The sequence below is a fragment of the Streptomyces sp. NPDC059037 genome (genome assembly GCF_042740015.1).
In the GTDB taxonomy this organism is placed as follows: domain Bacteria; phylum Actinomycetota; class Actinomycetes; order Streptomycetales; family Streptomycetaceae; genus Streptomyces.
In genome coordinates this window covers 21,061-39,262 of the sequence record NZ_JBHYIG010000021.1, presented here as the reverse complement: position 1 = coordinate 39,262, position 18,202 = coordinate 21,061, and the positions used below count along the sequence as shown (strand labels likewise).

The 18,202-nt window shown below is 71.7% G+C and carries 17 protein-coding genes; 4 read left to right on the top strand and 13 right to left on the bottom strand.

Going from position 1 to position 18,202, the window contains the following annotated elements; all coding sequences use genetic code 11:
* Nucleotides 1-120 precede the first annotated feature (120 nt).
* The 6 genes from thpD to ACFWY6_RS07270 all read right to left on the bottom strand — a co-directional run bounded on the left by thpD (nt 121) and on the right by ACFWY6_RS07270 (nt 5,635).
* Nucleotides 121-1,020, bottom strand: coding sequence for an ectoine hydroxylase (thpD, locus tag ACFWY6_RS07295; protein ID WP_384687273.1), 900 nt, complete (start codon nt 1,018-1,020; stop codon nt 121-123).
* 110 nt (nt 1,021-1,130) lie between these two features.
* Nucleotides 1,131-1,550: an ectoine synthase gene (locus ACFWY6_RS07290; RefSeq protein ID WP_266868429.1), complete on the bottom strand. Its 420-nt coding sequence runs from the start codon at nt 1,548-1,550 to the stop codon at nt 1,131-1,133.
* A 75-nt stretch (nt 1,551-1,625) separates the two neighbouring features.
* Nucleotides 1,626-2,897, bottom strand: a complete 1,272-nt coding sequence (gene ectB, locus ACFWY6_RS07285) for a diaminobutyrate--2-oxoglutarate transaminase (protein WP_384687272.1) — start codon at nt 2,895-2,897, stop codon at nt 1,626-1,628.
* A gap of 82 nt (nt 2,898-2,979) precedes the next feature.
* The gene (gene ectA / locus ACFWY6_RS07280) at nt 2,980-3,555 is read right to left on the bottom strand and encodes a diaminobutyrate acetyltransferase (protein WP_384687271.1); all 576 of its coding nucleotides are present in this window, start codon (nt 3,553-3,555) and stop codon (nt 2,980-2,982) included.
* A 353-nt stretch (nt 3,556-3,908) separates the two neighbouring features.
* A complete protein-coding gene (locus tag ACFWY6_RS07275) occupies nt 3,909-4,433 on the bottom strand; it encodes a DinB family protein (protein WP_384687270.1) in 525 nt (174 codons plus the stop codon).
* A 77-nt stretch (nt 4,434-4,510) separates the two neighbouring features.
* Nucleotides 4,511-5,635 carry a pyridoxal-phosphate-dependent aminotransferase family protein gene (locus ACFWY6_RS07270; RefSeq protein WP_384687269.1) on the bottom strand — a complete coding sequence of 375 codons (1,125 nt, stop codon included), beginning with the start codon at nt 5,633-5,635 and terminating at the stop codon, nt 4,511-4,513.
* Between the two features lie 55 nt (nt 5,636-5,690).
* Here ACFWY6_RS07270 and ACFWY6_RS07265 point away from each other — a divergent pair, with 55 nt between their 5' ends.
* Nucleotides 5,691-6,785, top strand: coding sequence for an amidohydrolase family protein (locus ACFWY6_RS07265; RefSeq protein ID WP_384687268.1), 1,095 nt, complete (start codon nt 5,691-5,693; stop codon nt 6,783-6,785).
* Between the two features lie 134 nt (nt 6,786-6,919).
* Here the strand turns inward: ACFWY6_RS07265 and ACFWY6_RS07260 are convergent, their stop codons facing one another.
* Entirely contained in the window at nt 6,920-7,420 is a 501-nt protein-coding gene (locus ACFWY6_RS07260; protein ID WP_384687267.1) for a hypothetical protein, read from the bottom strand.
* A gap of 780 nt (nt 7,421-8,200) precedes the next feature.
* On the opposite strand from ACFWY6_RS07260, the gene ACFWY6_RS07255 reads away from it, so the two are divergent.
* On the top strand, nt 8,201-9,598 hold the full coding sequence (locus tag ACFWY6_RS07255; protein ID WP_384687266.1) for a hypothetical protein: 1,398 nt from the start codon (nt 8,201-8,203) through the stop codon (nt 9,596-9,598).
* A 117-nt stretch (nt 9,599-9,715) separates the two neighbouring features.
* Entirely contained in the window at nt 9,716-10,504 is a 789-nt protein-coding gene (locus tag ACFWY6_RS07250; protein WP_384687265.1) for a 2-phosphosulfolactate phosphatase, read from the top strand.
* A gap of 264 nt (nt 10,505-10,768) precedes the next feature.
* Here the strand turns inward: ACFWY6_RS07250 and cobC are convergent, their stop codons facing one another.
* From cobC to cobM, 6 genes are read right to left on the bottom strand one after another with little or no spacing between them, the layout of a single operon-like run.
* Nucleotides 10,769-11,851 carry an Rv2231c family pyridoxal phosphate-dependent protein CobC gene (gene cobC / locus ACFWY6_RS07245; RefSeq protein WP_384687264.1) on the bottom strand — a complete coding sequence of 361 codons (1,083 nt, stop codon included), beginning with the start codon at nt 11,849-11,851 and terminating at the stop codon, nt 10,769-10,771.
* Nucleotides 11,835-12,785, bottom strand: a complete 951-nt coding sequence (locus ACFWY6_RS07240) for a sirohydrochlorin chelatase (protein WP_384687263.1) — start codon at nt 12,783-12,785, stop codon at nt 11,835-11,837. The genes cobC and ACFWY6_RS07240 overlap by 17 nt, the downstream gene beginning before the upstream one ends.
* Nucleotides 12,782-13,459: a precorrin-8X methylmutase gene (locus tag ACFWY6_RS07235; RefSeq protein ID WP_384687262.1), complete on the bottom strand. Its 678-nt coding sequence runs from the start codon at nt 13,457-13,459 to the stop codon at nt 12,782-12,784. The genes ACFWY6_RS07240 and ACFWY6_RS07235 overlap by 4 nt, the downstream gene beginning before the upstream one ends.
* Nucleotides 13,456-15,270: a precorrin-3B C(17)-methyltransferase gene (cobJ, locus tag ACFWY6_RS07230; RefSeq protein WP_384687261.1), complete on the bottom strand. Its 1,815-nt coding sequence runs from the start codon at nt 15,268-15,270 to the stop codon at nt 13,456-13,458. The genes ACFWY6_RS07235 and cobJ overlap by 4 nt, the downstream gene beginning before the upstream one ends.
* The gene (cbiE, locus tag ACFWY6_RS07225) at nt 15,267-16,538 is read right to left on the bottom strand and encodes a precorrin-6y C5,15-methyltransferase (decarboxylating) subunit CbiE (RefSeq protein ID WP_384687260.1); all 1,272 of its coding nucleotides are present in this window, start codon (nt 16,536-16,538) and stop codon (nt 15,267-15,269) included. The genes cobJ and cbiE overlap by 4 nt, the downstream gene beginning before the upstream one ends.
* The gene (gene cobM, locus ACFWY6_RS07220) at nt 16,535-17,359 is read right to left on the bottom strand and encodes a precorrin-4 C(11)-methyltransferase (RefSeq protein WP_384687259.1); all 825 of its coding nucleotides are present in this window, start codon (nt 17,357-17,359) and stop codon (nt 16,535-16,537) included. The genes cbiE and cobM overlap by 4 nt, the downstream gene beginning before the upstream one ends.
* A gap of 114 nt (nt 17,360-17,473) precedes the next feature.
* On the opposite strand from cobM, the gene ACFWY6_RS07215 reads away from it, so the two are divergent.
* Nucleotides 17,474-18,202, top strand: coding sequence for a ZIP family metal transporter (locus ACFWY6_RS07215; protein ID WP_384687258.1), 729 nt, complete (start codon nt 17,474-17,476; stop codon nt 18,200-18,202).

The window sequence follows — 18,202 nt, the reverse complement described above, 5'->3', positions numbered from 1 at the left end:
TTCTCTGTGTTTCTGTGAGTGTCTCGCTCGCGCGGCGCGAGTCTGGCGGGCGCGCGGCGGGTCGCGGCCCGCCCCGCGGGGGCCCCCCCCCCCCCCGCTTCAACTCACTTGTATGGCGGGTTACTTCACCGGCGTGAAGTCCCGGGCCCCGATGTACTCGGGCCGCCGGATCGGCGCGGCGAACGGCTCCACCGCCGTGTTCTCCACACTGTTGAACACGATGAAGACGTTGCTGCGCGGGAACGGCGTGATGTTGTCCCCCGAACCGTGCATGGCATTGCAGTCGAACCAGGTCGCGGAGCCCGCCTCACCGGTGAAGAGCCGGATGCCGTAGTCCGATGCGAGGCCGGTCAGCGTCCCGTTCGACGGAATGCCCGCGTCCTGCATCTGCAGGGACCGCTTGTAGTTGTCCTTCGGCGTGGCGCCCGCACAGCCGAGGAACGTCCTGTGCGACCCCGGCATGATCATGAGGCCGCCGTTGGTGTCGTGATTCTTGGTGAGCGCGATCGAGACCGAGACGGTCCGCATGTTCGCGAGCCCGTCCTCCGCGTGCCAGGTCTCGAAGTCCGAGTGCCAGTAGAAACCGGAGGCTCCGAAGCCCGGCTTCACATTGATCCGGGACTGGTGGACGTAGACGTCGGAACCCAGGATCTGCCGGGCCCGTCCCACCACCCGCGGATCGGCGGCGAGCTTCGCGAACAGCTCGCTGATCTTGTGCACCTCGAAGATGGACCGGATCTCCTGGGAACGGGGCTCCACGATGGAGCGCTCGTTCTCCCGCATCGCGGGATCACCGATCAACCGTTCCAGCTCCGCGTGGTAGACGCTCACCTCTTCGGGGGTGATGAGCTGGTCGATCGCCAGGAAACCGTCCCGTTCGAACCCCGCCAGATCGTCGGCCGCGATGGGCCCCGGTGCACCCGGCTCGGACCACACGACGGGGTCCTTGCGCTCTATGAGGACCTCTTCGGCGCCTCGGGTCGGGTACAGATCGGCGGTGCGTTCGGGTGCGGTGGTCATGGTGTTGCCTGCCTCTCCTCTCGTACGGCCCTTTCCGGGATGTACACCCCCGCCGCCCAGAGGAAGGAGGGCGGCGGGGGAGTTCTGGGGGCGTGCTCAGCCCTGCGGCTTCAGCCCTGCGGCGCCGACTCCGGCTCCGGCTCGGTGAGCAGCGGGTACACGCCGTTCTCGTCGTGGTCCTCACGACCCGTGACGGGCGGGTTGAAGACACAGATGCAGTGGAAGTCCTCCTTGATCCGCATCGTGTGCTTCTCGTGCCCGTCAAGCAGGTACATGGTCCCCGGCGTGATCGTGTACTTCTCGCCGGTCGTGTCGTCGGTCAGCTCGGCCTCGCCCTTCGTGCACACGACGGCCTCGATGTGGTTGGCGTACCACATCGACGTCTCCGTACCCGCGTACAGGATGGTCTCGTGGACGGAGAAGCCGACCCGCTCCTTGGCGAGGACGATGCGCTTGCTCTCCCACGTGCCCGACTTGGCCTTGACGTGCCGGTCGGTGCCTTCAATGTCCTTGAACGAACGGACGATCACGGTGAGTTGGTTCCTTTTCTCTTACGGGGGTGAAGACGCGGGCGGCCGGGCCGGCGGGGCGGCCCGGCGCACCGCTCAGGCGGTCTCGCGCACCGCGCGGGCGAGCGTGCGAAGGCCCTCGTCCAGCTCGTCGGCGGTGATCGTCAGCGCCGGAAGGAGCTTGACGACCTCGCCCTCGGGGCCCGACGTCTCGATGAGCAGGCCGAGTTCGAAGGCCCGCTTGGCGATGGTGTTCGCGCGCTCCTTGTCGAGGAACTCCATGCCCCAGACCAGGCCGCGGCCGCGGTACTCCTTGATCGCGCCGGGGTTCTCCTCGACGATGGCGGCGAACGCCTCCTCGATCTGCTCACCCTTGGCGCGGGTCTGCTTCTCCATGGCCGAGCCGTCGGTCCAGTACGTCTCAAGCGTGGCGGCAGCCGTGACGAACGCCGGGTTGTTGCCGCGGAAGGTGCCGTTGTGCTCACCCGGCTCCCAGACGTCGAGCTCGGGCTTGAACAGGGACAGCGCCATCGGCATGCCGTAGCCGCTGATGGACTTGGACACCGTCACGATGTCCGGCACGATGCCCGCCTCCTCGAAGGAGAAGAACGCGCCGGTGCGGCCGCAGCCCATCTGGATGTCGTCGACGATCAGGAGCATGTCCCAGCGCTCGCAGACCTCGGCGAGCTTGCGCAGCCACTCGGCGCGGGCGACGTTGATGCCGCCCTCGCCCTGCACCGTCTCGACGATCACGGCGGCGGGCTGGTTGAGGCCGGAGCCCTGGTCCTCGAGCAGCCGCTCGAACCAGATGAAGTCGGGGGTCTGGCCGTCGAGGTAGTTGTCGAACGGCATCGGCGTGCCGTGCACAAGCGGGATGCCGGCGCCGGCCCGCTTGAACGCGTTGCCGGTCACGGCGAGCGAGCCCAGCGACATCCCGTGGAAGGCGTTGGTGAACGAGACGATCGACTCACGCCCCTTCACCTTGCGGGCCAGCTTCAGCGCGGACTCGACGGCGTTGGTGCCCGTCGGGCCCGGGAACATGACCTTGTACGGCAGGTCACGCGGGCGCAGGATGATGTTCTGGAACGACTCGAGGAACGCGCGCTTGGCGGTCGTCGACATGTCGAGACCGTGGGTGACGCCGTCGCGCTCCAGGTAGTCGATGAGGGCGCGTTTGAGGACGGGGTTGTTGTGCCCGTAGTTGAGCGAGCCGGCCCCGGCGAAGAAGTCGAGGTACGAGTGGCCGTCCTCGTCGAACATGCGGCTGCCCTGCGCACGGTCGAAGATGGTGGGCCAACCGCGGCAGTAGCTGCGCACCTCCGACTCCAGGGTCTCGAAGACGCTCAGGTCGGGCTGGGTGATGGTCACAGCAGATCTCCTGGGAGATGGAAAGGCATGGGAGGTGGGGGGAGTTGACTGAAAGCGAGGGGGGACGCGGGTGACGCCGTCGTCAGCCGCGTGGCGCCTCGGGCGCGATCGGCGGTATCGGCTCGATGAGGAACAGGACCTCCGGCTCGTGGCCGCCGTCGGGGAAGAGCCCCGCGTCGAAGAGCACCGTGCGCTCGACCGAGGCGCCGTGCCGCTGTGCGTACGAGGTGAAGAGCCGCTCGGACGCGGTGTTGTCCGGCGTGATGGTCGTCTCGACCGAGACCAGCTCGCGGTCGGCGGCGACCTTCGCGGTCAGCCCGTCGAGCAGCGCACCGGCGAGCCCCCGACCACGGTGCGCGTGGTCGACGGCCACCTGCCAGACCACCAGGGTGCGCGGCCGCTCGGGCCGGATGTAGCCGGTGATGAATCCCGCGGGCTGCCCGTCGGCGTCTCTGGCCACGACGGAGGTCGCCGCGAAGTCACGACACCACAGCAGATAGCTGTACGAGGAGTTGAGGTCGAGCACCTTCGAGTCGCGGGCGATCCGCCAGATCGCGGCGCCGTCGGCGACGGCGGGGGTGTCGAGCCGCAACCCCTCGGGCATTTCCAGGGAATTCGCTTGCAGGTCGGTCGGTAGATCGGCTTGTGCAGCGGTCATGCGTATTGAATTTACCGAGCAATTTCTTGGATTGCATCGCGAGGAGGGGTTACGCGAGAGCCCATCATGTGTTATCACGCGGGGGTGCGCGCCCGCAGGAAGCTCGGGCGGTATCGCCCATTTTGAGCGGGACGAAAGGTCTATACCGGACCTGATGTGGAGTACGTCACAGACGCGTAACTCCGTCGAGACGTGCCCGAATTACGTCGGTTGGCGCTGTCGAAATCTTGGTGTTTAGGTCCCGGGAAAGCGGGCAGAAGAATACGGGAAGCTGTGCTCATAAAGTGGATAGAGAAGCAGCCGGAGCCGATGGGAAGCGGATGAGAATGCGTCCGCGAATTTACGTAGAGTATTTACGTTCCGGACACTCCGTCGATACCCTCCCTGAGGAGATCGGCATGGCCGTTGTGCCGTGCGTACTCCTCGATGAGATGGACCAGGATCCAGCGCAGGCTGACCTCGGCAGTGCCCGCCACCGCCGCTTCCTCGGCGCTCAGCCGCCCGGTCTCCTCCAATGAGCGTCCCGCGCAGAGCTCCCTGCTCACCGCGACCTCGCGCCGCCACACGTCCAGGGCCTGGTCGATCGTCCGCTCCGGGTCCAGGGCGAAGCCTCCGGCCGGATCCCCGTACACCAGCGGGACATCCCGCCCGGCGAGCACGCGCTGGAACCAGTTCCGCTCGACCTCGGCCAGATGCTGTACGAGGCCGAGCAGGGTGAGCGACGAGGACGGGACCGAAGCGAGACGCGTCTGCGCGTCGTCCAGACCGGCGCACTTGGCGGCGAGGGTCCCGCGGTGGAAATCGAGCCAGTCGGCCAGCATCGCGGGCTCCGCGGCAGTCGGCTCGGGAACGTGGCGGCCATCCGGGAGTGTCGTCATGGAGATCACGCTGGCACGACGGCCACATCGGAAGGCCGCTGTTCGCTGTGAGCGTGCGGCAGGCGGGCTCCCGGGACTTACCGCCAGGCCTCCGTCACCGCGCGGCGGGCCGCCTCCAGGTCGACCGCAAGGCCTGCCTCGCCCATCGCCGCACCCAGCGCCGCGAGCGAGGCATGCACGACACCGCGGGTCGCGTCCGGCCCGTAGTGATTGACCCGGATCATCTCCTTGGCGAGCGCGCCGCCGCCCGCGACCAGCGGAAGCACCGGGTCCGCCGCGAGCGCCTTGGCGACCAGCTCCGCCGCATCGATTCCGGCGGGTGCACGCAGGGTGGTGGCGACCGGGGCCGCGTCCTGGGCCTCGTACACGTAGGGCTCCAGGCCCCCACCCAGCGCCAGCGCACCCGCGCGCGTGGCGGCGGCAGCGGTGGCGTGCCGCGCCATCAGGGCGTCGAGCCCCTCCGCCTCGATCCGCTCCACGCAGGCTTCGAGGGCGAGCATCTCCAACTGGGCGGGTGCGTGAAGCAGCGCCTTCCTGCCACCGTCGATCCAGCGCTCCTTCCAGTCCAGGAGGGAGAGATACGAGCGGCGCGGCGCCCGCGGATTGGCCGCGAGCCGCGTCCAGGCCCGCTCGCTCACCGAGACCGCCGAGACGCCCGCGGGGCCGCCCATCGCCTTCTGCGCGCCGATCACGCACAGGTCCACGCCCCACGCGTCCGGAAGCAGCGGCTCGGCGGCCACGGAGGCGACGGCGTCCAGCATGAACAGAGCGCCGTGCTCGCGCACGACCTCACCGATCGCGGCGACGGGATTGGTGTTGCCCGTCGCGGCCTCCGCGTGCACGAGCGAGACGAAGTCGATCTCGGGATGCTCGGCGAGAGCGGCCCGCACCTGCTCCGCGGTCACGGCGGTGTGGAAGGGAACGGCGAGGTCGACGACCGTCGCCCCGCAGTCCCGCAGCCAGTTCCCGAAGGTCTGGCCGTACGGCCCGGTGATGATGTTCAGCGCGGTCGTACCCGGCTGAGCCGCACCCCGGATGCAGCCCTCCAGGGGCAGCAGCGCCTCGCCCTGCATGATCACGACGTCCTGCGAGGTGGCGAGGAGACCGGCGACGCGCTCCTCGATGGAGGCGAAGTGCCGGGCGCTCAAGGGGGCCAGGTCGAGGAATGGGTGCGTCGTCACGGTGCTGCTCACTTCGCTCACGAGTTCGTTCGGGCTGCCGGACCGAGCGTACCGACAGGCTCCTAAGCTGCTGTACATGAGCGATCACACGGTGCTGCACGTGAAGGGGCGGGTGCTCGTCGGCCCGGACGAGGTCCGGGACGAGCTGTGGGTCGTCGGGGGGCGGGTGACGTACGACCGCCCGGCGCACGCGGCGGCGGACATCACCACGATCGAGGGCTGGACACTCCCCGGCCTGGTCGACGCGCACTGCCACGTGGGCCTGGACGCGCACGGCCCGGTGGAACCGGAGGTGGCGGAGAAGCAGGCGCTGACGGACCGCGAGATCGGCGCCCTCCTCATCCGCGACGCGGGCTCCCCGTCCGACACCCGCTGGATCGACGACCGCGAGGACCTCCCGAAGATCATCCGGGCGGGCCGGCACATCGCGCGCACGCGCCGCTACATCCGCAATTACGCCCACGAGATCGAGCCGTCCGACCTCGTCGCGTACGTCGCCCAGGAGGCCCGCCGCGGCGACGGCTGGGTCAAACTGGTCGGCGACTGGATCGACCGCGAGGCCGGGGACCTCACGGCCTGCTGGCCCCGTCCCGAGGTGGAGGCGGCGATCGCCGAGGCCCACCGCCTGGGAGCGCGGGTGACGGCCCACTGCTTCGCCGAGGATTCCCTGCGGGACCTGGTGGAGGCGGGCATCGACTGCATCGAGCACGCGACGGGCCTGACCGAGGACACGATCCCGCTGTTCGCGGAGAAGGGCGTGGCGATCGTCCCCACGCTGGTGAACATCGCGACGTTCCCGCAGCTCGCGGACGGCGGCGAGTCGAAGTTCCCGCGCTGGTCGCAGCACATGCGCCGCCTGTACGAGCGCCGCTACGACACGGTGCGGGCGGCGTACGACGCCGGCGTCCCCGTCTACGCGGGCACGGACGCCGGAGGCTCCCTCGCGCACGGCCTGGTGGCGGCGGAGGTGGCGGAGCTGACGCTGGCCGGCATCCCGGCGGTGGACGCGCTGTCGGCGACGACGTGGGGGGCGCGGGAGTGGCTGGGGCGCCCCGGGCTCGTGGAGGGCGCCCCCGCGGACCTCGTGGTCTACGAGGCGGACCCTCGGGAGGACGTGCGGGTGCTGGGGGCGCCGCGGAGGGTTGTGCTGAACGGGAGGGTGGTGGGTTGACATCCTCTGCCCCATAGGTGCGGGCAGGATCCCATCCGAGTCATCCTGCGACAGGATGGGCGGTTGACGCTTCACGGCCTGCCCATCGGCTATGGCTCCACGTCCTGGCACCCACAATGTCCTGGGGCGCTGTGTTACGAGTGGCCATCTCGACGTCGCGACTGCCAGGGATGGCGCATCCGCAGGCGTGACAACGGCGCGAGGTGTTCGGGGCGGGGACCTTCACCAGGTGGCCGCCCCGGTCGGCCGGCTTGTATTCCAGCGGAGTCTTCCACCCCGATGACGCCGAAGGTGTCGGCGAGTTCGGTGGTGGTCTTGTGCTGCCAGTCCATCGCTCGGCGCGTGGCTCTTGCGCGGAGCTGCTTGAGCTGGGCATACGTGCGCTTGATGCGGTTGCTGTTGCGCTCGCCGGGCTTGTGGTGGTCACGCTTGCGTGCGGCGGTGCACTCCAGACGGCGCAGCCGTTCCTCCTCCTTCGGGCGCAGCCATTCGTCATGCTCGCGGAAACTGCCGTCAGAGAGGGCGAGAGGCTTGGTGGCGCGCTTGGCACGGGCCCCATGGCCCTGGTCATCGACCGTGGCGAGCTGGTCGGGGGTGAGGTAAAGCCGAGCCCTGTGGCTGCGCTGACGCTTCAAATTCCCTCCCCATCTCGCTCGTTGGTCGTTTCACCAACGGCAGGGCTGCCTGGGCGGCAGTTCTCACATCCCGTTCAGGGCAGGTGAGTTGGATGCCTGCGCTGCTGGAGGCCGGGATGGTCGGGGATCGGCGCGCGTATCCGACGGATCTGTCCGACAGGGAGTGGGCGGTGCCGCGCCGCTCGTGGCGCCGAAGCCGGGCGGGCGGCCACCGAAGCATCCGCGCCGGGAGGTCATTGGCTCTCTTGCGTGCTGGGTGCGGGCAGGCTGGGCCTGGCGGCAACGATGGCGGATCGAGGGCCGCTGGGAAGAGATCCTCGCGACGCTGCGGGCTCGGGATCGTACTGGGCAGGGGCAGGGGCAGGGGCAGGGGCAGGGGCAGGGGCAGGAGCCGATGCCGAGTGTCGGCGTGGTGGATAGTCGGCGCGTCACGGCTCTTGCTCCACCGCGCAGTAAGAGCCGTGCCCTGAACGGGACTTCTCAGCCGCCCTCGAGTCCGTGGCCGGCCGCGCGTGCAGATGGAGGTCCGGGGAGATGGTCCTGGGCTCGCCCCAGGAGCCCTGCCCGCACGCCTTGGGAAGGACCCAGTAGCCCAGGCCGCCGGTGCGCGGAACCATCTGGCGCCGCACCACCCCTCGTCAGTGAAGCTTCAACCAGTGTGCACCGCAGGTGAGTTGGGGAACGCTCAAGGTGACCGCCGCCGTGCGCACATGGCATGATCCACTTTCGCGTTACCCGTAGGTAACGCCCCCACCCCCCCAATCCAAAGGTCACACCTACGTGCGCACGCTCTCCAGACGCCTCCTGCTCCCCGGCCTGACCGCCCTCGCACTCGCCGCCACCGGCTGCTCCTCGACGCCGGACACGAACGCGGCCGAGCCCGAAAGCAGCACCGCCACCACCACGCCGACGGCCGACGGCACCCGGCGGCTCGACGTGGACGCCGCGCCGCAGGCGTCGCCCGCGCCGACCGCCGTGGCCCGCGCCCATACCGGCAAGGGCCGTCCCGAGAAGTCCTCGCTGAAGGTGGCCTCGTACGACAAGACGAGCCGACAGGCCGTCATATCCACGGCCCCGCAGCGGCACACCGCCACGCCGGGCCACTCCACCGCGCCTGACAAGCCCGTCGCCGTCGGCGACATCATCGCCAGCGGGCCGGCGCACGGCGCTCCCGACGGCCTGCTCGCCAAGGTCACCGAGGTCGTGGGGAAGACCGACCGCGGCACCGAGGTGAAGACTGCCTCCACGACGCTGGCCTCCGTCCTCCAGGACGACAAGGCCGATGGCAAGGTCCCGGTCGACCCGTCGTCGGTCACGGTCGAGCCTCTGACCAAGGGTGTCAGCTTCTCCTGGGCAAAGAGCCAGGGCGTGCGTTTCGGGCCCAAGGGCGCAAAGCTCCCCCTCGGCAGTCTGCGGCTCGACGTGAACGCCTCGGTGGATACCGCCAAGGACGCCCCCGCCTCGGCCGGTGCCTCCGTCTCCGGCTTCGTCCAGCTCGCCCCCGAGGTGGAGTTCTCCTACGAGGGCAACAAGGACGGCGGCTTCGCTCCGAGCTCCGCCTTCCTCGGCATGAGCGGTGACTGGTCCTCGCAGTGGGCGCTCAAGGGCCGCGCCGCCGCGAGCACCGGGGAGCCCAAGCGGATCCCGTTCGCCAAACTGCACAGCACCCCCGTCATCCAGGTTGGCCCGGTGCCCGTCGTCGTCAACCTCGACCTGACGTGCTACATCCAGGTGGAGGCCGACGGCCGCGTCACGCTCGACGTCCAGCAGGACGTCAAGGGCGACTTCCGGGTCGGCGGCAGTTACGCCTCGGGCAAGGGCTGGGCCCCGGTCAGCACGTCGGCCGTGCACAGCACCCCGGTGAACGCGAGCGTCACCGCCGCCGGGCGCGTCAAGGGCGCTCTGGGCGCGGAGGCTTCCGTCGGCCTGTACGGGGCCGTGGGTGTCACCGCCGACTTCGCCCCGTATCTACGCGGCGAGGCCGACGCCAAGGCGACCGCGTCCAGCGACGGCAAGACCTCGGTAACCGGCGCCTGGGCGCTGTACGGCGGCTTCGACTTGAGCGGCCAACTCCACTTCCGGCTCTCCCTGTTCGGTACGCCGGTCATCGAGCACCGCATCCCGCTGGGCACCCTCAACCGCGAGTGGCGGCTCGCGAGCGGGCACTCCGGACGATAACCGAGCGCGGACTCCGAACACACTGATTGTTGACATCCGCCCAGGGATCGATTACGCCCGACTAGCCAGCAGCCCGTCGCGTCACGCGTGCGGTCAACTCGCAGCCGGAGGAGTCGTATGCCCCGCAACGTCGCCCTGATCGCCGCCGACTGGTGGACCCAGGCCGGGTGCGGGGTGCGGTTCGAGTGGGGACCCGAAGGGGCGCGGCGACTGATGGCGGGCGGGGATGTGGCGTGCCTGGTCGTAGTGGACGTGCTGTCGTTCACGACCGCGGTGTCGGTCGCGGTGGACGCCGGGACACGGGTCTTCCCGTACGCGTGGCGGGACGAGAGCGCGGTGGCGTACGCGGCGGACCGGGGCGCCGTGCTGGCGGTGGGACGGCGCGCGGTGACGCCCGATACGCCGTGGTCGCTCTCCCCCGCCGCGCTGCGCCGGGCACCCTTCGCGTCCCGCCTGGTGCTGCCCTCGCCCAATGGGTCCGCGATCGCGGCGGCGGCGTCGGAGGCGGGCGGGGTGCTGGTCGCCGGATGCCTCAGGAACGCGGCGGCGGTGGGCGGTTGGCTGGCCCGGGAGGGCTTCGGCACCACTGACCGGCCGGTCGCGGTGGTCGCCTCCGGCGAGCGGTGGGAGGACGGGAGCCTGCGGCCCGCGCTGGAGGACGCGCTGGGGGCGGGGGCGGTGATCTCCGCGCTGGGCGGGGGGTGGCTGTCGCCGGAGGCGGAGGCGGCGGCGGGCGGGTACGCGTCGTGCGGGGACGTCGCGGTGGCGGTGGCGGAGTGTGCGTCGGGGCGGGAGCTGGCGGCGGGCGGCTTCGCCGGGGATGTGGCGGTGGCGGTGGAGCGGGATGCGTCGAGGGTGGTGCCGGTGCTGGTGGACGGCGCCTTCTCTTCCCCGCTGTGTCCATGAACGCGCTCCGCCCGCGGGCGCCCCTTCCCGGAATCTTCCGGCTGCGCCGGCCGCGAGGTGGCCGTGGATCACCGCCTCCGGCGAGTTCGTCCTCAAACTCCCCCAAGCTCCTAAAGAGCAGGGGGGACCCCCTCGACGGGCTGGAAGGTCTGCGGCCGGGCTGGAAGCCCTGTTGACGGGTGGGCGGCAAGTTCGGGGCAATCGGGTGGGTGGGCGGGAAAGATCCGCCGCGAAGCGGCGGTCTTGCCCGGCCCCGGGAAGCGGTCAGCCCTCCAGCACCGACCCCAACGCCGCCAAGAACCAGTCCGTCGTCCCCCGGTCACGGACCGCGACCCGTAGCCACTCCGCGCCCAGGCCAGGGAACGTGTCGCCGCGTCGCACGGCGAAGCCACGCTCCCGCAGCGCGGAGCGCACCGCGGCGGCCCCCGGCACCCGGATCAGGACGAACGGTCCCTCCGCCGCCGGAACGGCCCGCACCCCGCCGGAGGCGAACTCCGCGAGCCCCGCGAGGAGATGGGCCCGGTCGGCGGCGATCCGGGAAGCCGCGTCCGCCGCCTCAGCCAAGGCGGCGGACGCCACGCACGCCTCCGCCGCCGCTAGCGCCGGCGAGGACACCGGCCACAGCGGCTGCGCCCCCGCCAGTGTCGCGATCGTCTCCGGGTCGGAGAGGACGTAACCGATCCGCAGCCCCGCAAGGCCCCACGTCTTGGTGAGGCTGCGCAGGACGACGAGTCCGGGTACGTCCGTACGGCCGGCCAGCGCCTCCCGTTCGCCCGGCACCGCGTCCATGAAGGCCTCGTCCACCACCAACACCCGCCCGGGGCGGGCGAGTTCCGTGATGGAGGCGGCCGGGTGCAGCACCGACGTCGGGTTGGTCGGGTTGCCGATCACCACCAGGTCGGCCGACTCCGGCACCGCCGCCGGGTCAAGGCCGAACCCTTCGGACTCCCGCAGCAGCACCCGGCCCACCACATGCCCCGCATCCCGCAGAGCCGCCTCGGGTTCGGTGAACTGCGGGTGCACGACCACCGGCTGACGGACCTTCAGGGCACGCGCGAGGAGTACGAACGCCTCCGCCGCGCCCGATGTGAGCAGCACCCTGTCCGGTGACACCGCGTGCCGCGCCGCCACCGCGGCCCGCGCCGACCGCCCGTCCGGATACGCGGCAAGGCCGTCGAGCGAGGCGGCGATGTGCCGCTTCAGCCAGTCGGGCGGGGTGTTCGCGCGGACGTTGACCGCGAGGTCGGTGAGGCCGGCGGCGCCCCGGACCTCGGCATCCCCGTGATGCCGCAGGTCCAGTTCGCCGTCGTACCCGGTGTCGGTCTCAGACTCAGTGGGAGTGCGCATGGGACCCGTGGTGGTGACCGTGTCCGTGCCCATGGCCGTGCCCGTGGCCGTGCCCGTGGTCCCCGTCGTCGTCCGGGTGGAAGTGCGGCTGCTGCGGCAGGCCCACCTTGTCCTCGAAGCCGGGCAGCGCGATGCGGTAGACGCAGGAGTCGCAGTTCATCCGGAGGTCGCCCTTGACCGCCTCCCGGTAGCGCTCCATGACGAGGTCGAGCAGCTCCTCCTCGGGGCCGATCACATCCGCCGAGAGCACCTCGACCTCGGGGTGCGCCGCCGCCCAGCCGTCCGTCTGCTGGCGGACCCGGTCCGGCAGGATGCCGGTGAAGAGGAAGTAGGGCAGGACCACGATCCGCTTCGCGCCAAGCCGTACGCAGCGGTCGAGGCCCGACGGCACGTCCGGCGCCGCGAGCGACACGAACGCCGTCTCCACGCCCGCGTAACCGCGCCCCTCCCACAGCAGCCGCGCCGCCTTGTGCACCTCGGCGTTGGCGTCCGGGTCGGTCGAACCGCGGCCGACGAGCAGCACCGTCACGTCCGCGCGGTCCTCGGGCGTGCGCGCCGCGCCGCCGAGCGCCTCGTCCAGGCGGCGCTCCAGGACCTTCAGGAGCGAGGGGTGCGGGCCGAGCGGGCGGCCGTAGGTGTAGGAGATGCCGGGGTGGCGCTCCTTCTCGCGGGTGAGCGCCGCGGGGATGTCGCCCTTGGCGTGCCCGGCCGACACCAGCATCAGCGGGACGGCGGCGAAGCGTTTGACGCCCCGCTCCACCAGGTCGGTGACCGCGTCGCCCAGCGGCGGCGGCGACAGCTCGATGAAGCCGCCGGCGACCGGGAGTTCGGGGTTGCGGCGGGCGAGTTCCTGCACGAAGTCCCGGAACGCTGCGGCCCCGGCCTCGTCGCGGGTGCCGTGGCCGGCGATGAGCAGTGCGGGCGGGGTGGTCACTGGGACTCCTCGGTTGTTGCGGGTGCTTCGTAAGACTGCGACTGCGAGTGCGGCGTCGGCGTCGGCGTCGGCTTCGGCGACTGCGACTGCGACTGCGACTGCGACGGCGCGGGGTGGTACAGGAGCGCGTTCAGCGCGGCCGCCGCGACCGCCGAACCGCCCTTCTCCGAGACATTGCTGACGGCGGGAAGGCCGCTCTCGCGCAGCGCCGCCTTGGACTCGGCGGCGCCGACGAAGCCGACGGGCAGGCCGATCACCAGGGCGGGCGCCGCGTCGAGCACGAGCAGTTCCTCCAGGGCGGTCGGCGCGCAGCCGATCACCCAGAGCGCTCCGGGGCCCACTTCCTCGTACGCGAGACGGATCGCGTGGGCCGAACGGGTGAGCCCGGACGACGACTTGGCGTCCTTGAGCCGGCAGACGGTCTCGCGCTTCGTGATGCCCGCCGCGACCATCTCCACGTCGGTGACCACGGGCGCACCCGCGTGCAGCGCCGCGTGGGCCGCCACGAGGGCGTCCTCGTCGGTGACGAGATCCGTCGCGTACTCCAGGTCGGCGGCGGAGTGGATGACGCGCTCCACGACCGCCCGCGTCAGCGGCGCGAAGTGCGAGGTGTCGAGGCGGGCGCGGAGCCGCCGGAACGACTCCTGCTCGATGGGGTGGACGACACGGGTCACTTGGACACCTCCGAAGGGTCGGCCGACGGGGCCGCCGACAGGGCCGCCGACGGCTCCGCGTGCTGCCAGCGGTAGCCGCGCGGAGTCACCATGCGGCCCGCGATCTCACGGGTCGCGGTGTTGCCGACCGTCACGACCGTCATCATGTCGACGACTCCCGGGTCGAGTTCGCCGATCGTGCTCAGGCGCGCGGACTCGTCCGGGCGCGAGGCATTGCGTACGACACCGACCGGCGTCGTCGGCTCCCGGTGCTCGGCGAGGATCGACAGGGCCTTCGGCAGCTGCCAGTCGCGGCCCCGGCTGCGCGGGTTGTAGAAGGTGACGATGATGTCCGCCTCGGCCGCCGCGCGCACCCGGCGCTCGATGACCTCCCACGGAGTGTGCAGGTCGGAGAGGCTGATGGACACGTGGTCGTGGCCGAGCGGCGCGCCCAGGATCGCCGCCGCCGCGAGCGCCGCCGTCACACCGGGTACGCCGATGACGTCGATGTCGTCGCTCGCCTCGGCAAGGGCGGGCGAGGCCATGGCGTACACGCCCGCGTCGCCCGAACCGATCAGCGCGACCGCCTGCCCCTGCTGCGCCTCCGCGACAGCGGTACGCGCCCGCTCCTCCTCGGCGCCGAGCCCCGACTCGATGATGACCGTGCCGGGGCGAAGGAGGTCCCGGATCTGGTCGACGTACTGGTCGAGACCGACCAGGACCGAGGCCCTGCGCAGCTCTTCGCGGGCGCGCGGCGTCAGCAGGTCCCGTGCGCCGGGACCGAGCCCGACGACCGCGAGCCGTCCGCGCGGCTTCCGCCGCACGACGGCGCAGGTGGCCATCGGCGCACGGCCCTCGGGCGCCGACTTCCGCTTGGGCACGAGGAGTTCACCGCCGCCGCGCAGCGCGGCGGCCTCCGCGACGGAGGGCGTACCGACGGCGGCGAGCGGCGCGTCGGACGGGTTCGGCACGTCGACCCCGGCCAACTCGTCGGCCGCGTACGTCACGACCGGCACCCCGAGCCGCGCGGCGGCCTCGACGATGCCGGGTTCATCGGCCTTCGCGTCGACGGTCGCCAGCGAGGCGACGGAAGCGGCGGAGAGCCCCGCGTCCCGCAGGCTGTCCTGAACGAGCCCGAGGACTTCGTCGACGGGCGCACCCTTGCTGGCGCCGACGCCCACGACGAGGGTGGGCGGCCGCAACACGACTTCCCTGTCCCCGAGTTCACCAACACGATCGCTCAGCCGGATGACGGCCTCCGCCTCCCCCTGTGGGCAGGCGTTCCGCACGGCGGAACGGGTGGGCACAGCCCCAACCGCGGGGCCCCGATCAAGCGGAGCCACGTTAGGCGGCAACGCGGGCAAGGGGTAACCCAACTCATCGCAGAGAGCAACGGCTTCCCCGTCCAGCACCGCACGGGTCACACCGGCAACGTCCCCCTCAACCGGCAGCCCCACCATGTCAAGCCCCGGCACATCGACGGAGTCGGTAGCCGTCGTCACGACGGGGGCGGCCCCCAGAACATCCCCCACCTCATGGGCAAGGGCATTCGCACCCCCCTCATGCCCGCCCAGCAGGGCAACGGCAAACCGCCCACCCTCGTCGACGCACACCACCCCAGGGTCGACATCCTTCCCCTGGAGCAGCGGCGCGCAGAGCCGAACCACGGCGCCCGCGGCGAGAAAGCACACCACCTGCTCGCACTCCGCGAAGGCCCGCTCCACGGCGCCCCGCACGGGCCCCTCGTACACCCGCGTCCGCGAGGGCCACGCCGCGGCGAGACGGTCGCGTGCCGCGCCGCCCGCCGCCGTGGCGGAGATCAGGCCGATCACTGAACTACTCCTTCAGACAAGGGAGATGAGGGGCGGGTGCCCCACACCAGAAAGACCGGATTGGTCGCCGCGAGCCGCGACACCTCACCCGGCAGCGGCGCGAGCCGCGAGGACTGCAGCAGTACGCCGTCGCAGTCGAACCCGGCACCGCTCAGCGCCGCCCGCACGGCGGGCACCCGGTCGAGCGCCGCCATGGCGACGACGACGGACCGCCGGGCCCGCCGCGCGCACGCCGTCACTATCGCGGGCAGCTCGCGCCCGCCGCCGCCGATGAACACCGCGTCCGGCTCGGCGAGATCGGACAGGACGGTGGGCGCGGCCCCGTGCACGGCGCGTACGTCGACGCCGTGCGCCGCGGCGTTGGCGCGGATGCGCTCGACGCCGTCGGCGGTCTTCTCCACGGCCACGACGGCCGCGCCGAACCGCGCGCACTCCACGGCGACCGAGCCGGAGCCCGCGCCGATGTCCCACACCAGGTCGCCCAGGCGCGGTCCGAGCCGGGCGAGGGCGAGCGCCCGCACCTCGAACTTGGTGATCATCGAGTCGCGGTGGGCGAACTCGCCCTCGTCCAGGGCCCATTGGGCGGGTCCGGGCCGGGGCCCCGCGACGGTGCGCAGCGGCGCGAGGGCCCGTTCCTCGTCCAGGCAGAGCACGACACTCACCGCGGGCCCCCAGTCGCGGGCCGCGGCCTCGGCCGGCGTGACCCGTTCCACGCGCTCGTGCTCCGGGTCGCCGAGGGCGCTCGCGACGACGAGCGTGCGGGCGTCGGCGCGCCGGACCAGCTCGGCGCCGAGTTCGGCCGGGCCGCTGCCGGGGCCGGTCAGGACGGCCACCTTGGGGTGCGCGCGGCAGGCGTTCGCCGCGGTGCGCGGATCGCGTCCGTGCGCGCTGACCACCACGGCGTCGTCCCACGGCAGCCCGACCCGCGCGAAGGCGGTGGCGACGGAGGAAACACCCGGCCGGACGTCGAGCCGGTCGGACCCGAACCGCTCGGCCAGCGCCCGCACGATCCCGAAGAACCCGGGGTCCCCGGAGGCGAGCACCACGACGCCGCCGCCCTCCGCCGCCCCGTCGGCCTTCGCCAGCTGCTCCTCGATGGCGTCGAGCGCGGGGGCGAGCGGCCCCATCACCACCCGGGCCGTCCCGGGCGGCAGCCCCGCGGACTCGATGTGCCGCCGGGCGCCCACGACGAGCCCCGCGGCGCGCACCGCGTCCAGGGCGGCGGCATCGAGCGGCGCCCCCGTCCCCGTACCGAAGACGGTGATCACGATTTCGCCCTCTCCGCACGCAACGCGGCCCGCGCCTCGGGGTCGGCCTTGCGGAAGCCGTGGAAGTGGCCCGGGTGGTAGAGGTGCGAGCGGGTGCCGTGCGCGGCGAGGGCCGGTCCGACCAGGAACAGCGTGTGCTTCCACAGGCGGTGTTCCTTGACCGTCTCCTCAAGGGTCTCGATGGTGCAGTTGAGGACGAGCTCCTCGGGCCATGTCGCCTGGTACGCGATGACGACGGGCGTGGTCGTCGGGTAGCCGCCCTCCAGGAGCTCACGCACCAGCTGGCCGCTGCGCGCAGCGGAGAGGAACAGCGCCATCGTCGTGCCGTGCCGCGCGAACTCCCGCACCTCCTCGCCGGGCGGCATCGGCGTCTTGCCGCCGCCGAGCCGGGTGAGGATCACGGACTGCGCGACCTCGGGGATCGTCAGCTCGCGCTGCGCGATCGCCGCGACCGCCGAGAAGGACGAGACGCCCGGCACGATCTCCGTCGCCACGCCGATCCCGGCGCACCGGTCGACCTGCTCCTGCGTGCCGCCCCACAGGGCCGGGTCGCCGGAGTGGATGCGGGCGACCTTCAGGCCATCGGCGGCGGCACGCTCGTAGACGGCGACGACGTCTTCGAGGGACATCGTCGCCGAGTCGAGGATCTCCGCGCCTTCGCGCGCGTGCTCCAGGACCTCCGCCTGCACCAGGCTGGCCGCCCAGATGACGACATCGGCCTCCGCGATGGCGCGTGCGGCACGGAACGTCAGCAGGTCGGCGGCGCCGGGCCCTGCCCCGACAAAGGTCACCTTGCCGGTGGTGGCTTCGGCGTCGGCCATGGGTGGGGTTCCTCTCGTACGAAACAGAAACAGTCAGTGGTGGAACAGAAATCCGTGGGTGTCGCCCCGCGGATGGATGTGCGGGGCAGGGGGTCAATCGGCTAGCAAGGGCGCATGGCGGTGTTCGTGGCGCTCGGCGCTTTTGTGATGACCCTGCTGGGCGGCTGGACGGCCCAGCGGGTCACCGACCGGCGGCACCTCGTCCTGGGGCTCGCCGGCGGTCTGATGCTCGGCGTGGTCGGCCTCGACCTGCTGCCGGAGGCCCTGGAGGCCGCGGGCGGCCCGGTCTTCGGCGTGCCGGCGGCGCTGCTCCTGTTCGTGGCGGGCTTCCTCGTGGCGCACCTGGTGGAGCGGCTGCTCGCGGTGCGTCAGGCGGCGCACGGGGCGGAGGAGGCCAACGGCAGGGCGCCCCAGGTGGGTCTGACGGCGGCCGCCGCGATGGTCGGCCACAGCCTCATGGACGGCGTCGCGATCGGCGCGGCCTTCCAGGTGGGCCAGGGCATGGGCCTCGCGGTGGCGCTCGCGGTCATCGCCCATGACTTCGCGGACGGCTTCAACACGTACACGATCGCCAGCCTGTACGGGAATGCCCGCCGCAAGGCACTCGCGATGCTCTTCGCGGACGCGGTGGCCCCGGTCGTGGGCGCCGCGTCGACGCTCCTCTTCACCATTCCGGAGCAACTGCTCGGCGGATATCTCGGCTTCTTCGGGGGAGCGCTGCTCTATCTGGCCGCCGCGGAGATCCTGCCGGAGGCGCACCACGAGCACCCGGCCCGCTCGACCGTGCTCTGCACGGTGGCGGGTGCCGCGTTCATCTGGCTGGTGGTGGGCATCGCGGACTGA

Excerpts from the sequence above, each read along its gene's own strand:
- thpD (WP_384687273.1), bottom strand. The coding sequence starts at position 1,020 with ATGACCACCGCACCCGAACGCACCGCCGATCTGTACCCGACCCGAGGC.
- ectA (WP_384687271.1), bottom strand. The coding sequence starts at position 3,555 with ATGACCGCTGCACAAGCCGATCTACCGACCGACCTGCAAGCGAATTCC.
- ACFWY6_RS07275 (WP_384687270.1), bottom strand. The coding sequence starts at position 4,433 with ATGACGACACTCCCGGATGGCCGCCACGTTCCCGAGCCGACTGCCGCG.
- ACFWY6_RS07265 (WP_384687268.1), top strand. The coding sequence starts at position 5,691 with ATGAGCGATCACACGGTGCTGCACGTGAAGGGGCGGGTGCTCGTCGGC.
- ACFWY6_RS07250 (WP_384687265.1), top strand. The coding sequence starts at position 9,716 with ATGCCCCGCAACGTCGCCCTGATCGCCGCCGACTGGTGGACCCAGGCC.
- cobC (WP_384687264.1), bottom strand. The coding sequence starts at position 11,851 with ATGCGCACTCCCACTGAGTCTGAGACCGACACCGGGTACGACGGCGAA.
- cobM (WP_384687259.1), bottom strand. The coding sequence starts at position 17,359 with ATGGCCGACGCCGAAGCCACCACCGGCAAGGTGACCTTTGTCGGGGCA.
- ACFWY6_RS07215 (WP_384687258.1), top strand. The coding sequence starts at position 17,474 with ATGGCGGTGTTCGTGGCGCTCGGCGCTTTTGTGATGACCCTGCTGGGC.